The 13,708-nt window shown below is 47.2% G+C and carries 14 protein-coding genes and 1 pseudogene; 10 read left to right on the top strand and 5 right to left on the bottom strand.

Annotated features, from left to right (window positions below):
* Positions 1 to 60: 60 nt before the first annotated feature.
* From hutG to hutC, 3 genes are all read right to left on the bottom strand, one after another.
* Positions 61 to 1,065: a formimidoylglutamase gene (gene hutG / locus C4S60_RS02200; protein ID WP_103878693.1), complete on the bottom strand. Its 1,005-nt coding sequence runs from the start codon at positions 1,063 to 1,065 to the stop codon at positions 61 to 63.
* The gene (gene hutI, locus C4S60_RS02195) at positions 1,055 to 2,287 is read right to left on the bottom strand and encodes an imidazolonepropionase (RefSeq protein WP_103878692.1); all 1,233 of its coding nucleotides are present in this window, start codon (positions 2,285 to 2,287) and stop codon (positions 1,055 to 1,057) included. The genes hutG and hutI overlap by 11 nt, the downstream gene beginning before the upstream one ends.
* Positions 2,288 to 2,667: 380 nt before the next feature.
* Positions 2,668 to 3,378, bottom strand: a complete 711-nt coding sequence (gene hutC / locus C4S60_RS02190) for a histidine utilization repressor (protein ID WP_103878691.1) — start codon at positions 3,376 to 3,378, stop codon at positions 2,668 to 2,670.
* A gap of 239 nt (positions 3,379 to 3,617) precedes the next feature.
* Here hutC and C4S60_RS02185 point away from each other — a divergent pair, with 239 nt between their 5' ends.
* The 6 genes from C4S60_RS02185 to C4S60_RS02160 all read left to right on the top strand — a co-directional run bounded on the left by C4S60_RS02185 (position 3,618) and on the right by C4S60_RS02160 (position 9,509).
* On the top strand, positions 3,618 to 4,232 hold the full coding sequence (locus C4S60_RS02185; protein WP_103878690.1) for a fumarylacetoacetate hydrolase family protein: 615 nt from the start codon (positions 3,618 to 3,620) through the stop codon (positions 4,230 to 4,232).
* A gap of 139 nt (positions 4,233 to 4,371) precedes the next feature.
* Positions 4,372 to 4,746: an EF-hand domain-containing protein gene (locus C4S60_RS02180; protein WP_103878689.1), complete on the top strand. Its 375-nt coding sequence runs from the start codon at positions 4,372 to 4,374 to the stop codon at positions 4,744 to 4,746.
* Between the two features lie 456 nt (positions 4,747 to 5,202).
* The gene (gene coxB / locus C4S60_RS02175) at positions 5,203 to 6,342 is read left to right on the top strand and encodes a cytochrome c oxidase subunit II (RefSeq protein ID WP_425275105.1); all 1,140 of its coding nucleotides are present in this window, start codon (positions 5,203 to 5,205) and stop codon (positions 6,340 to 6,342) included.
* The gene (gene ctaD, locus C4S60_RS02170; protein WP_103878687.1) at positions 6,342 to 7,985 is read left to right on the top strand and encodes a cytochrome c oxidase subunit I; all 1,644 of its coding nucleotides are present in this window, start codon (positions 6,342 to 6,344) and stop codon (positions 7,983 to 7,985) included. Before coxB ends, ctaD begins: the two co-directional genes overlap by 1 nt.
* 14 nt (positions 7,986 to 7,999) lie before the next feature.
* Positions 8,000 to 8,635, top strand: coding sequence for a cytochrome c oxidase assembly protein (locus C4S60_RS02165; RefSeq protein ID WP_103878686.1), 636 nt, complete (start codon positions 8,000 to 8,002; stop codon positions 8,633 to 8,635).
* Positions 8,628 to 9,509: a cytochrome c oxidase subunit 3 gene (locus tag C4S60_RS02160; RefSeq protein WP_103878685.1), complete on the top strand. Its 882-nt coding sequence runs from the start codon at positions 8,628 to 8,630 to the stop codon at positions 9,507 to 9,509. Before C4S60_RS02165 ends, C4S60_RS02160 begins: the two co-directional genes overlap by 8 nt.
* Positions 9,510 to 9,530: 21 nt before the next feature.
* On the opposite strand, the gene C4S60_RS02155 is transcribed toward C4S60_RS02160, so the two are convergent.
* The gene (locus C4S60_RS02155; RefSeq protein WP_103878684.1) at positions 9,531 to 9,755 is read right to left on the bottom strand and encodes a DUF2909 family protein; all 225 of its coding nucleotides are present in this window, start codon (positions 9,753 to 9,755) and stop codon (positions 9,531 to 9,533) included.
* Between the two features lie 31 nt (positions 9,756 to 9,786).
* Here C4S60_RS02155 and C4S60_RS02150 point away from each other — a divergent pair, with 31 nt between their 5' ends.
* Genes C4S60_RS02150 through cyoE form a run of 4 tightly spaced genes read left to right on the top strand, consistent with a single transcriptional unit; the run spans position 9,787 to position 13,252 of the window.
* On the top strand, positions 9,787 to 10,536 hold the full coding sequence (locus C4S60_RS02150) for an SURF1 family protein (protein ID WP_160111318.1): 750 nt from the start codon (positions 9,787 to 9,789) through the stop codon (positions 10,534 to 10,536).
* Positions 10,533 to 11,120, top strand: coding sequence for a hypothetical protein (locus C4S60_RS02145; RefSeq protein ID WP_244182999.1), 588 nt, complete (start codon positions 10,533 to 10,535; stop codon positions 11,118 to 11,120). The genes C4S60_RS02150 and C4S60_RS02145 overlap by 4 nt, the downstream gene beginning before the upstream one ends.
* A gap of 51 nt (positions 11,121 to 11,171) precedes the next feature.
* Entirely contained in the window at positions 11,172 to 12,338 is a 1,167-nt protein-coding gene (locus C4S60_RS02140; RefSeq protein ID WP_103878682.1) for a COX15/CtaA family protein, read from the top strand.
* Entirely contained in the window at positions 12,335 to 13,252 is a 918-nt protein-coding gene (gene cyoE / locus C4S60_RS02135) for a heme o synthase (protein WP_103878681.1), read from the top strand. The genes C4S60_RS02140 and cyoE overlap by 4 nt, the downstream gene beginning before the upstream one ends.
* A gap of 71 nt (positions 13,253 to 13,323) precedes the next feature.
* On the opposite strand, the pseudogene C4S60_RS23735 reads toward cyoE, so the two are convergent.
* Positions 13,324 to 13,469 (bottom strand): annotated as a pseudogene (locus C4S60_RS23735) (amino acid ABC transporter permease); the annotation flags it as partial.
* Positions 13,470 to 13,708 lie beyond the last annotated feature (239 nt).

The following is a 13,708-nucleotide window of genomic DNA, read 5'->3' as shown; positions in this document are numbered from 1 at the left end:
CCTTTTGAATTGCGTCTTCCGTGGTTTGGAAGGGGCGCAACAGTGTTACTTTGTTCGCTGTTATTGTTTTGATTCAGACATCGCGCTCATCATTTGCCAGCAGAGCCTTGCGGCGAGCTTGGCAGTGCGGTTGTCGATGTCGAAGGTCGGGTTGTATTCGGCAATGTCGGCCAGCTTCAGTTTTTGCTGCTGGAGAATAGCCGTAAATAGTGGGTAAAAATGTTCGAGTGAGACACCAAATGCAGCGGGTGCACTAACACCAGGTGCGAGTGCGGCATTGAAGACATCCAGATCGATAGTCAGGTAGAGGTAGTCGACACGCTCCATAAAGGCGATCAGTTTGTCTAACTGCACGTCGAGTGGACTGGAGAGCAACTCAGTATCCTGAATGTATTGCACGTTAAGTCGTTTGGCTTTGTCGAACAGTGCTTGTGTGTTACCCGTGGCGCTGATCCCAATACAGAAATACTCGAATGGCAGCGACTCTGCGTGGCAATGGTCAGCAATTTGTGAAAAGGGGGTTCCGGAACTTGGTTTGAGTTCCGTTATATCTGATTTGTATTCCCGCAAATCAAAGTGCGCATCAAAATTAACAATACCGATGCGCGGGGCGGATTGAGCGTTTTTTAGGTGATTGGACAGACCTAAAAAGGATGGCCACGCAATTTCATGTCCTCCCCCCAGTACCACTAAAGGGCCGTTCGCCAGCGCAGATTCGATCACCTTCGCTGTGGTCAGTTGGCTATTCTCTAAGTCATCGGTAATAGTGGCGGTGTTTCCCAGATCAATCAGCTTAGAAGATTGATGCCAAGCCAGATTACTTAGGGCTGTGCGGATAATGTCTGGTCCAGCGTGGGCTCCGGTGCGACCTTTGTTACGGCGAACCCCTTCATCGGTTTCAAAACCCAGTAGTTGAACGCAATCTGTAAAGGAACTCAGAGTATCTACTTGTTCAATGACGTGGTGTACTCGCCAGCGCCGATCACTATCCTCAAGGTCATTTCGGCCGGACCAAACGTAATGATGCTGTGTGTTAAGTTTTTCTGTGACGGATTTAGATGACATGTTCAACTCTCCCGGCATATACGCGGTGTTTCAGGCCTTTCATGCCAAACTGGTAGCTAAGTTCACTGGGATGTGACATATCCCAGATCGCAAGGTCGGCTTGGTATCCAGGTATAATTTGTCCCAGCGTTTCAGAGCGACCGATGGCCTGAGCTGCATGGCATGTGACACCACGTAATGCTTCTTCGGGGGTAAGACGAAATAGTGTACAAGCCATATTCATCATCAGCTGAAGATGGGCAAATGGTGATGTGCCCGGGTTGAGGTCACTGCCGAGAGCCATTGGTACCCCGAGTTCTCTGAGCAATTCAATAGGTGGTTGTTGTGTTTCTCTCAGGTAATAGAAAGCGCCAGGCAGGAGAGTGGCGACGGTGCCACTTTTAGATAGTGCCAATACACCTTCGTTATCAAGATACTCTATATGGTCCACAGACAACGCCTTGTAGCGTGCTGCCAGAGCACTGCCTCCCAGATTCGTCAGTTGCTCAGTATGCCCTTTGATGGCCAAGCCATGTGCTTTTGCGGCGGAAAATACCTTTTCTGTTTGAACGAGATTGAATCCTATGGATTCACAGAAAACATCGACGGCATCAGCGAGTTGATGTTGAGCGACATGAGGAATGATGACGTCCGCAACGTAATCGATATAGGCATCGGCATTGCCTTGGTACTCTGGGGGAACGGCGTGCGCGGCAAGCAGCGTTGTAGTGATTGTCACGCGGCGGTGATTTTCCAGAGACTTAGCTGCGACCAACATTTTGACTTCGTCTTGCAGAGTGAGTCCGTAACCAGATTTCACTTCTACGGTGGTACAACCGCTGCGAATAAGGCTGTCTAAACGAGGTAAAGCCAGCTCTACTAACTCGTCTACCGATGCACTTCGTGTTGCTTGTACCGTACTGTTGATACCACCACCACGATTGGCGATGGCTTCATAGGTTTCGCCATTTAGACGTGCCTCAAACTCTTCTGCGCGACTGCCTGCGAAGATCAAATGGGTGTGGGGGTCAATAAAGCCAGGAGTCACAATGTGTCCTTCGCAATCCAACAGAGTGAAGTCAGGACCTACGTTATTGGTGAGCTGTGCGATCTCCTGTTCATTGTCGAACACAGCTTCAATATATCCGCCCCGAATGACCAGACAGCAAGGCGAGCCTGGTAGGTAGCCTTTGAGTCCGGGCTCCATGGTAACCAGGCGCGCATTGGTAAGAATGAGGTTCATACTAATCACTGAATTATTATTGTATATACAATTAATAGTTCAATATATACAAATGGTCAAGTGGATTGGTTGGAAATGTGATCACTTAGTGATCCTGATTTCGGAATCGGCATGATCAAAAATTATTGTCGTCCTCACGAAAGTGGGGATCTCTTAATGCGTGTAGTCAGCTGAAAACCTTAGATTAAGCCACGTAAATCGACTTCGCGACGCGCTGAATCACATTCCCTTTATCAAGGGAATTACGGGGTTATTTCTTGGGTTTGAAACAAAAAAAGGGCAGAAATGAGTCTCAGTAGGCTGTCAGAACTGATCAAATTTTGGAATTTATAACTGACAGATGGTGTTGTGGCTGATCCAGAGAATGCTAACACCACACACTATAGTTCAATCTTCGAACTTAATTGATATCGGCTTCCTGGATGATAAAGCAGGGCACTACTGATGAGCTTGTCGTCACTCCATGTTCGTCTGTGTAGCAACAAGCAGGGATCTTGTGCGTTCATCTCAAGCAACCTACCGATGTTGTCGCCACACATAATCGCCTCGACAGTATGCTCCACAGCTGTCATTGGACAGTTCGCGGTGAGGTACTCGTTAGGGGTGACTTTGGAGAAATCCTGATGATGGTATTCTGGTGCGTACTTGGCGTTGACCCAGCGACACTCAAGTTGAATGGGAAGCTCATTTTCTTTATGCAGAATTTCGCTGTAGTACACAGTACTTCCTAACATGACTCCGAGCTTGGTCGCTATGGTTTGATCGGCGTGGATGGACTGGTGCTTGATGACGACACAGGAGTAACTTTTGCCACGGGTTGCTACTTCCTGAGCGATGTTTCGAGTGTCGAGAAGAGGAGACTCCGCTTTCTCTGCCGGTCGTTTGACGAATGTGCCCAGACGAGGCTTCCGTTCTAATTTTCCTTCACCAACCAAATCGCGAATGGCTTTATTTACCGTCATTCGGCTCACTGAAAATTGCTCGGTGAGTTCCATTTCTGTGGAAATACGTTCGCCAACCGGCCAGTGTCCCTGGTCAATTTTTCGCTCTATGTACTGTTTTATCTGGATATATAACGGCTCTGATGGCATGAACGGCTCTGAAAACAAATTTGAATATACAAATGGTTAATGAAATTGAATCAAAATGCAAGGGACGAGACGTATTCCTCTTAACTCTGTGGTATGGGCAATCTTTTGGCGCTACTCAAAAAGCAGATCTTTGCCTCAACTTTCAAAAATACTCTTCTAAATCATAAGTCTGTCATTATTCTTCGGCTAAAATACGTCGTTCTCATTTATTGGATTAATGTGTACGTCAAGGAAGAGTAATGAAAGCGGTCGTGGTTGGAGACAAAAACTATTTTCCATCGAAGATTCTGTGCGTAGGGCGCAATTACGTTGAGCACATTCATGAGCTGGGTAATGAGATCCCCGAGAACATGGTGGTGTTTAATAAACCAAACTCGAGCATTGCTTCTGAGCTGCACGCTTATCTTGATGAGCCACTTCACTACGAGGCAGAAATATGCTTCTTGATCAAGGACAAGGCCCTGTTTGCGGTAGGCTTCGGGCTTGATTTGACCAAGCGAGGACTGCAATCTCAGTTAAAAGGAAAAGGCCTGCCATGGGAGCGAGCCAAAGCATTTGACCATTCAGCAAAATTCAGTCGATTTGTTCCCCTTAAGGGCATGGATGTGACGAAACTTGAAGTCGAACTCTTTATCAACAGTATGAGAATGCAGCTTGGCAGCACCCAACAGATGATCTACAAACCGGAGGTAATAGTGTCTGAGTTGTCGTCGTACACTGAGCTCGAGGATGGCGATATCATAATGACAGGTACGCCACAGGGTGTGGGTGAGATTGTCGAGGGTGATCGTTTTCTGGGCCGCATCAAGCATGAGGGTAAGACCATCATTGAGGTAGAGTGGGTGGCTATTTAGGTCACTCTCACAAGGCCGGTTTATCACGGCCTCCTTACACATCAACTCCCCCCTCCCTTTACCCACCTTTACATTCCATAACGTTGCTTTACACATATAAGCTTATGCTTATGTTGAGGTTGCGACGGAGGATGGAATCATGAAAGTACAACTTATTGCTATTACATTGTTGAGCGTCATTTTGGGATCGGCCGCGTATGCTGGAATGTACGCCAATTCAGGTACGGGAATGGGGGTTTACGGTAATCGTGTGGCATTCAGTGAACTGGATATTAATGGTGATAGTCAGGTAACAGAGTCTGAGTTGGAGCAGTTTCGAACTGAGCGAATGGCAGCACGTAGCGAATTAGGCCGCCCAATGAAGAACGCATCGAATGCGCCAATGTTCACTACGTTAGATATTAATAACGATGGCTTGTTGACTGAAGATGAGTTTACCGCTCATCAAATGAAGCAACTCAATTATCGTTCTGACAAACGTGGTTCAAAACGTATGTTGAATAAGAATTTCTGATAGCGTCACTGGAAGTCCACGCTACCCAAGATGTCAAATTTCCCGCCTGAACTCTAAATGCCCCTATCACAAAATAAGGGCATTTATTTTTCTTCTTGCAGATCTTTGAATCTGTAACTAGCCTTTAGTTAACAAAAATATAACAAATTGTTTTCGGTTGTATTTTATTAACACCAGACTCAATAACTAAGTGGTTAATTCGTTGTGTTGACCGTTTAATTGTGTAGTTTGGCAGAATTTTTGAGACTCATTTTGGAGTCAAAAAACCTAGTTGGTCTTCGTTTAACGTCGTCGAATCACAGCTTGTTGGGTTTTGATTACGGACTTATACCATCCTGGAGTGTTTGATCTCATTCCGGACGTGCCTGGTAAGAGTCATAGGGGAACCACGTCAGGAAAGACGTGGCTAGGCAAAGGAGAAATCTTTTGAAAAGATTGCTGACCACTCACATTGGGATTGGTTTGGCGACTGCGCTTGTCAGCCAACCTCTCTTCGCCGAGTCGAGTAACTTCAATCTCACTCGGGGGGTTACTGATATCAGTAACCAAGTCTATGATTTGCACATGCTTATTTTTTACATTTGCTGTGCGATCGCCTTTATTGTGTTTGGAGTGATGTTCTATTCCATATTCAAACACAGGAAATCTAAGGGCGCAGTAGCTGCTAACTTCCATGAGAGTACCAAAGTGGAAGTTATTTGGACGGTCATTCCCATCATCATTCTGGTGTTAATGGCGATTCCGGCAACTAAAACTCTGGTTGCTATGGAAGACACCTCTCAATCCGACCTCACAATCAAAATCACCGGTTCGCAATGGAAATGGCATTACGCTTATTTTGGTGAAGATGTTGAGTTTTTTTCATTGATGTCCACCACGCAACAACAAATCGATGGTGTTGAAGAGAAAGGGGCGCATTACCTGCTGGAAGTGGATAATCCACTCGTCGTGCCGGTGGATACGAAGATCCGTTTCCTGATGACCTCTGATGATGTCATTCACTCCTGGTGGGTGCCTGATTTTGCCGTCAAAAAAGATACGATTCCGGGATTCATTAATGAAGCATGGACCAAGATAGACCAACCCGGTGTATACCGGGGTCAGTGCGCTGAGCTTTGCGGTAAGGCTCATGGCTTCATGCCTATCGTCGTGCACGCCATGGCTCAGGAGGATTACTCGGTATGGTTGGCAGGTAAAAAAGAGGAAATGGCAACCGCTAAAGCCGAGGCGGCAAAAGCTCTGGACGTGACACTGTCGATTGAGGAGCTGTTGACGACGGGGGAAGCGGTGTATGCGAGCCGCTGTGCGGTTTGTCATCAGGCTAATGGTCAAGGTTTGCCGGGTGCATTTCCTGCTATAGCAGGCAGTGAGGTAGCGACGACCGGAAACATCGACATTCATATTAGTAAGATTGTGGACGGCGTGAGCGGAACTGCGATGCAGTCTTTCGCCAATCAGCTTACAGACAAAGAAATTGCGGCGGTGGTGACATATCAGCGTAATGCATGGGGCAACAATACGGGAGATGTAGTTCAAGCTTCAGATATCAATGCCTACAAAACTCAGGAAGCGGAGCAAGGCTCCAAGGAGTTATGATGAAAACGGATCCAATGGAAAAAGTGAAAGCATCGGCTGTGACGGATGCGGACATGAGCCGGGCAGAAAGCACGGCAGTCATCGAAGACGATCATCATGACCATGCACCTTCAGGTTGGCAGCGTTGGGTATACTCTACCAGCCATAAAGACATAGGAACTTTATATCTTTGGTTTAGTTTCATCATGTTTTTGACTGGTGGCGCGATGGCTATGGTCATACGTGCAGAGTTATTCCAGCCGGGTCTCCAGCTCGTTGAGCCAAATTTCTTCAATCAAATGACGACCGTCCATGGACTGGTGATGGTATTTGGTGCAGTTATGCCGGCGTTTACTGGCTTGGCGAACTGGATGGTGCCTTTGATGATAGGTGCGCCAGATATGGCTCTGCCTCGAATGAATAACCTGAGTTTCTGGATATTGCCGTTTGCGTTTCTGATCCTGATCGCCTCACTGTTCCTTCCTGGTGGCGGCCCTAACTTCGGTTGGACTTTTTACGCACCTCTGTCGACAACGTATGGACCTGACAGTACGGCATTATTTGTGTTCTCGGTACACATAATGGGGATAAGTTCTATCATGGGGGCGATCAACGTCATCGTGACTATCTTTAATATGCGTGCGCCAGGCATGACTTTGATGAAAATGCCGCTGTTCGTCTGGACCTGGCTAATAACAGCGTTCTTGCTTATTGCGGTGATGCCAGTGCTTGCCGGAGCAGTGACCATGGTACTCACCGATAAGTACTTTGGTACTAGCTTTTTTGACGCGGCTGGCGGGGGCGATCCGGTCATGTTCCAGCATATTTTCTGGTTCTTTGGCCATCCCGAAGTTTACATTATGATCTTGCCATCGTTCGGGATCATTTCCGCTATTGTTCCTGCGTTTAGTGGTAAAAAACTGTTTGGTTATCACTCGATGGTGTATGCAACGTGCAGTATTGCGTTGCTTTCGTTCTTAGTCTGGGCACACCATATGTTTACCACGGGAATGCCGGTCTTTGCCGAGCTGTTCTTCATGTACTGTACCATGTTGATAGCCGTGCCGACCGGGGTAAAAGTGTTTAACTGGGTGGCGACGATGTGGCGAGGCGCGCTGACCTTTGAGACTCCTATGCTGTTTGCGATTGCCTTTATTGTCCTGTTTACCATTGGTGGGTTCTCTGGGTTGATGTTGGCCATTGTTCCTGCGGACTTTCAATATCATGATACTTATTTTGTTGTCGCTCACTTCCATTACGTGTTGGTGTCAGGTGCAGTGTTCTCGATCATGGCGGCGGCATATTACTGGCTACCTAAATGGACGGGCAATATGTATGACCATAAGTTGAGCCTGTGGCATTTCTGGTGTTCGGTGATTTCTGTGAACGTGTTGTTTTTCCCTATGCACTTTTTGGGGCTGGCAGGTATGCCCCGACGCATTCCGGATTACGCCATTCAGTTTGCCGATGTGAATCAGATTGTGTCGATCGGCGGTTTTGCTTTTGGTGTGTCCCAGTTGATTTTCTTGTGGGTCGTGATCAAGTGCATCAAAGGCGGCCAGAAAGCGGAAGCCAAGCCATGGGATAGGGCAGAAGGGCTCGAATGGACAGTACCAAGTCCTGCTCCTCACCACACATTCACCACCCCACCAAAGATTGATTAAGGGGACGTGTAGCGATGGACAGCAAAACCAAAACGTCAAACAGGAAGTTGGTCGCAAGACTCAGCGTTGCGGTAGTGGCCATGTTTGGATTTGGTTTTGCTCTGGTTCCTTTGTACGACGTGATGTGTGAAGCTTTGGGCATCAATGGAAAAACCAGCTCCGTTTCAGCGGTCCAGCCGGTAGGGATGCAAGCCGATATTTCCCGAACGGTTAGGGTTGAATTTATGGCGCATATTAACCCGGATATGCCTTGGGACTTTGAGCCTGAAACGATGGCGCTTGAGGTGCATCCGGGTGAAGTGATAAAAACCGCCTATTTTGCCAAAAATAACTCGAGCCAGTCTCTCGTTGGACAAGCTGTGCCTTCAGTCTCTCCTGGAATGGGGGCTTCTTATTTTAATAAAATCGAGTGCTTTTGCTTTAACCGCCAGCCGTTAGAAGGTAACGGAGAGGCGGAAATGCCACTGATCTTTTATCTGGAGCCGGACATTCCGGACTCGATACACACACTCACTCTCTCTTATACGCTTTATAACATCTCGGGCAGTGCCAGCAGCGGTGAGGAGCCTCTGGCGACTCCCGATGCGCTAGCCGGTATAAGCAGTAAAAGCGCACTCAACCAAACGACTTCGGAGTTAAGCTATGAGTAAGCCTCAACCATATTATGTTCCGGCGCAAAGCAGTTGGCCCATTGTAGGGGCCGTAGCGTTATTTTTTGTAGCTGTAGGAGCCGGACTTACGGTCCAGAATCTTGAGACAGGGGGAGCGGGGAGCGTGATTGGCGGTGTGGTCCTCGCGCTCGGTTTTGTAGTACTGATTTATATGTTTTCTGGCTGGATGAGTAATGTGATTTCTGAGTCGTTGTCGGGGTTGTATTCAGATCAGTTGTCACGCTCGTTTAAGCAGGGAATGAGCTGGTTTATCTTCTCTGAAGTTATGTTCTTCGGTGCTTTTTTTGGTGCACTGTTTTACGCGCGCATGGTCTCTGTTCCGTGGCTGGGCGGTGCAGACAACAATGTGATGACCCATGAGATACTATGGCCGACGTTTGAGGCCATGTGGCCTCTGACCACCACTCCTGGTGGAGAGACGACACAGGCTATGCCATGGCAAGGGTTACCTCTGAAAAATACCATTATCTTATTGATCTCTTCTGTCACACTGCATATGGCACACGTGAGTCTGGAAAAAAACAAACGTACCGCGTTGATTGTCTGGCTTGAAATCACCATCGTTCTTGCGGTGCTCTTCTTGTATTACCAAGCGGTGGAATACGCACATGCTTATCAGGATATGGGGCTGACGTTACAGTCCGGGATCTATGGAAACACCTTCTTTATGTTGACTGGATTCCACGGGTTACACGTATTTATTGGCACGGTGTTTTTGACGGTACTTTTGTTTCGAATTGCCAAGGATCACTTTACACCCCGAGATCATTTCGGATTTCAGGCTGGCAGTTGGTACTGGCACTTCGTTGACGTGGTATGGCTATGCCTGTTCGTGTTTGTCTACGTATTGTAGCTGGGTACGGTACAGTGGTTTTTAGTAAGGGCGAGGGTTAGGAGTCAGTAAACCACTTTGTAGGGCAATAATTAAAAGAATAATGACAATCGCTGAGAACAGCACGCGACGACCTAGATAATAACTCATGGGTTTTCCAGAGTCTGGATCGTCGCGAACCATTCTGATTAGGGCAAGCGCTAAGTTGAAGATGATGAAAAGTAACAGCAGTACTAAAGCAATCTTAAACAGCAGTGTCGGTGACATTGGCAGGCCTCGTGTTCTGTGGTTTAAATCCATGAAGTTCTGGATTGGGGGTGTATTAACTGTGGTTGTGTTTTCAGCGTTGGTCAACTTAGGTCTGTGGCAAAGGCAGCGCGGTGACGACAAAACCATGATCGAAACCATGTTAGCTGAGCGCGCACAACTGCCTCCCAGGTCCCTTCTTTCTCTTGAGATACCAGTCACCAGCGATCATCCAGCGACTTACATGGAATGGTTTGCTTTGCCTGTTTTTGGCGAATTGCAGCCATTGCCGACCGTTTTCTATCTGGATAATCAAACTGTCGATGGAAGAATTGGCTATCTTGTATTGCAACTGATGGTGGATAACTCATCTCGTCACTGGTTGGTTGAACTGGGCTTTGTTGCTGGAACTGATGACAGGCGGAAACTTCCTGAGGTGTCCGTTATCACGAAGCCAGTTGCAGTAACGGGAAGGTTGTATCAAAAGATGCAAAGTGTTTTGAGCAGTGACTTGTATACAGAGACGTTCGGGGTAGGGGATGTATCTCAGTATCGAGTTCAGAACCTCAATTTGGAGGCGATGGCTGAGGTTATTCAACAACCTATAGTGAGGTGGGTGATTCAGCCTACAGACGACCTTACATCTTATGTTCACCCATGGAAGCCCTTATCGATGAACGCTAAAAAGCATTATGGCTATGCCTTTCAGTGGTTCGCAATGGCGTTTGTTTTTGCTGGCTTAATACTCGTGGTCCTAATACGTAGGATGAAAGTGAATACCTGGTCAGTTAAGGAGAGATGATGAGTTCCAAAATGGATATTGACGTAGCAACAGATCGTTCGAATTCAAAGTCGGTTGCAAGAGGTCGTTTAATGCTCCTGTCCCTGATCCTGTTTTTTGCTATGCCTTTTATCGTAGCCAAAGCAATTCTTACAAACAACTGGTATCAGTCAGGGGTGACTAACCATGGTGAATTAATAGAACCAAGAGTGACGTTCGACAGTCTGGCCATAGAGAATCCGCTGCAGGGACAGAGTTGGCAACTTGGTTTTGTGTTGCCCAAAGTCTGCGAGCAAGAATGTCTAGATCGGCTTTATATTATGGGGCAGACCTATCTCGCACTGGGTAAATACAAAGAACGGGTCACGCCTGTAGTTTACATTCAGGCGCACCAGAAGGTTCCGGAGCTTCCTGATTCGATTCAACGGGTCGTCGTCAATGAGGAGTTTAACCAGCTTATTCCGAATGAAGGGTATGTCATTGCGGATACTCTCGGCCAACTGGTGATGTTTTTTCCACCGACTACAACAGCGAATCAGCTTGAGCATAGCAAGGGCTTGCTTTCGGATTTGAGGAAACTACTTAAGCTCTCTCGAGTTGGTTAGGTATTGGAATAAGCAGCATGCCTGGTAAGCAGTGTAAAGCAAGGAGTCGCTATGGGGCTGATTAATCTGGTTAGAACAAGTTTGGTGCTCACTGTGATTGTCATCGCAATGGGGGCTTATACACGCCTGGCAGATGCTGGATTGGGGTGTCCGGACTGGCCCGGCTGCTATGGTCATCTAACGGTACCCAGCGCCAAAGTGGACGTGGAAGTAGCGAATACATTGTATCCTGAACGCGCAGTGGAACCCCATAAAGCGTGGTTAGAGATGATTCATCGTTATTTGGCAGGCAGTCTGGGAATTGTCGTTTTCGCGATCACGGCATTCGCATTAGGAAAACAAAGACAGCAGCTGGGTACTGTGCTGCCCATCTCTCTGTCATTGGTCATTGTGTTTCAGGCTGCGCTAGGGATGTGGACGGTCACACTTAAATTGATGCCTATTGTCGTTATGGGTCATCTGCTTGGTGGCTTTACCATGTTTTCACTGCTGTTTCTGACATATTTACGGCTGCGCCCAAAGGTTGAAGTCTCGCGTATCGAACAGTTTGATACGAGTCCTACTCACCCTGTTAGCCAGGGTTCTCTGAAGGTTGTATCGAACAAGTCATCCCATAGGCGTAAAGGCGTCGTTTCACAAAGGTTACAGATCTTTGCGTTGGTCGCACTGGTATTGACGGTGGTGCAAATTATTCTCGGTGGCTGGACCTCGTCCAACTATGCTGCCGTCGTCTGTACGGCGTTACCTATTTGTGAGGGTAACTGGGTCAGTTACCTGGACTTCAAAACCGCGTTTACGCCCGTTCATTTTGGCTTCGACAACTATGAATTTGGTGTACTTGAGTACCCCGCAAGGATAACGATTCATGTGAGTCACAGAATAGGGGCCATTTTGGTGGCTTTGGTGGTTGGCCTGCTCGCGTTGCAGTTACTTAAACATGAACAGCATGTTATTAGTCGGCTTGGACGCATTGTCGCTGTGGTCCTGAGTATTCAGTTAGTTCTGGGTGTCAGTAATGTTGTTTTTCACTTACCTCTGCCTGTCGCCGTGTTACATAATTTGGGGGCAGCGTGTCTGTTATTAAGTTTGATACAAACTAACTATGTATTACACCGAGTGAGTTATGTGGGTCTGAAAAAACCAGAGCTAACGGCAATTGAGCCGGGTATTTCAATAGAGACATTGAAGGTGTCCGGAGACAAGGAGAGTTCTCTATGAGTAAATCAAATGTGATTGCTACAGATAATTTGGTGGCATCTGAGCGCAGGGGCGTTAGCTGGAGAACCTACTTAACCCTGACGAAGCCAAAAGTGGTTGCGTTGATGATTCTGACTGCTCTGGTCGGAATGTGTCTCGCGGTACCGGGTGCTTTGCCCTTGAAAGCGACAGTGTTAGGTTTGAGTGGTATTGCGCTGATGGCTGGATCGGCGGCTGCTTTTAATCACCTGATTGACCGGCGCATAGATGCCATAATGGCCCGAACACACAAACGTCCTCTGCCTTCCGGTGATTTAAGTGCCACTAGGGTGTTTGTGTTTGCCACTGCGATTGGTGTGTTGGGCTTTGTCGTATTAGCTGGTGGGGTGAATTGGCTAACGGCTTGGTTAACGTTTGCCAGTCTTCTAGGTTATGCGGTGGTGTATACTTTGTATCTCAAACGAGCCACCCCGCAAAATATCGTTATTGCCGGGATTGCTGGAGCTATGCCACCGTTATTAGGCTGGACAGCGGTCACCGGTGATTTGCATGCCAATGCATGGTTGCTGGTGATGATCATTTTTATCTGGACACCACCACACTTCTGGGCTTTAGCGATTCACAGAAGAGAAGATTACGCCAAAGCCGACATTCCTATGTTGCCTGTCACCCATGGTATTGCGTATACCAAGACATCGATTTTGCTCTACACCATTTTGTTGGCACTGGTTTGTCTTATGCCTGCATTGGTCGGAATGACAGGGTTGATATACCTGGCGGGCTCGACGCTTCTTAGTACAGGTTTCATCTATTATGCCTGGAAGCTCAAATATGCCTGTGATGATAAAACGGCGATTGAAACCTTTAAGTTTTCTATTATCCACCTGATGTTACTGTTTGTGGTCTTGTTGGTTGACCATTACCTTCCTCTTTAGCTGAATTTACAGTTGCTCTTCCTTGACGCGAGATCTGTTGTGTCGGGGGAGAGTGAAACTGATGAACCGTTTTAGCTTTCTTCCGGGCGCTCCAGTTGTCTGAATGGGAGCGACAGAGAAAACAGAGTAGGAAGTAACAGAGCCCAACGATCAACCATATCTCAAAGGTCAAACCTGATGAATTGGCGATTTTGGTTCCAACAAACGTCATTTCCTGAAAGAGTAGTTAAGTTCACCGTTTCGTGTGGGCGTAAAACCAACTCAAAAGCGTGTTGCCAGCCATTATCTGTTCGGCAATGTTCACGCGTCGGGAACCGACATCATCGACGGTGCTAAAGTCACCAGTAAACTTTGATTGAATATAGAATCAGATAAACTTCAATAAGTTAGAAAAAGAAACTGATACCTGGATAGGTATTGTGTCATTTTGACTCCTTGGTGTGTAATTGAATGGTA

This window comes from Vibrio hangzhouensis (genome assembly GCF_900107935.1).
GTDB classification, from domain to species: Bacteria; Pseudomonadota; Gammaproteobacteria; order Enterobacterales; family Vibrionaceae; genus Vibrio; species Vibrio hangzhouensis.
Note: the sequence above shows the minus strand (reverse complement) of the source record. Positions and strands in the feature narration are given on the sequence as shown.

Bases quoted from the DNA above. Each gene is read 5' to 3' on its own strand.
- C4S60_RS02145 (WP_244182999.1), top strand. From the start codon at position 10,533: ATGATGAGTTCCAAAATGGATATTGACGTAGCAACAGATCGTTCGAAT.
- hutG (WP_103878693.1), bottom strand. From the start codon at position 1,065: ATGTCATCTAAATCCGTCACAGAAAAACTTAACACACAGCATCATTAC.
- ctaD (WP_103878687.1), top strand. From the start codon at position 6,342: ATGAAAACGGATCCAATGGAAAAAGTGAAAGCATCGGCTGTGACGGAT.
- C4S60_RS02160 (WP_103878685.1), top strand. From the start codon at position 8,628: ATGAGTAAGCCTCAACCATATTATGTTCCGGCGCAAAGCAGTTGGCCC.
- hutC (WP_103878691.1), bottom strand. From the start codon at position 3,378: ATGCCATCAGAGCCGTTATATATCCAGATAAAACAGTACATAGAGCGA.
- C4S60_RS02150 (WP_160111318.1), top strand. From the start codon at position 9,787: ATGAAGTTCTGGATTGGGGGTGTATTAACTGTGGTTGTGTTTTCAGCG.
- C4S60_RS02155 (WP_103878684.1), bottom strand. From the start codon at position 9,755: ATGTCACCGACACTGCTGTTTAAGATTGCTTTAGTACTGCTGTTACTT.
- C4S60_RS02185 (WP_103878690.1), top strand. From the start codon at position 3,618: ATGAAAGCGGTCGTGGTTGGAGACAAAAACTATTTTCCATCGAAGATT.
- cyoE (WP_103878681.1), top strand. From the start codon at position 12,335: ATGAGTAAATCAAATGTGATTGCTACAGATAATTTGGTGGCATCTGAG.
- hutI (WP_103878692.1), bottom strand. From the start codon at position 2,287: ATGAACCTCATTCTTACCAATGCGCGCCTGGTTACCATGGAGCCCGGA.
- C4S60_RS02180 (WP_103878689.1), top strand. From the start codon at position 4,372: ATGAAAGTACAACTTATTGCTATTACATTGTTGAGCGTCATTTTGGGA.
- C4S60_RS02165 (WP_103878686.1), top strand. From the start codon at position 8,000: ATGGACAGCAAAACCAAAACGTCAAACAGGAAGTTGGTCGCAAGACTC.
- C4S60_RS02140 (WP_103878682.1), top strand. From the start codon at position 11,172: ATGGGGCTGATTAATCTGGTTAGAACAAGTTTGGTGCTCACTGTGATT.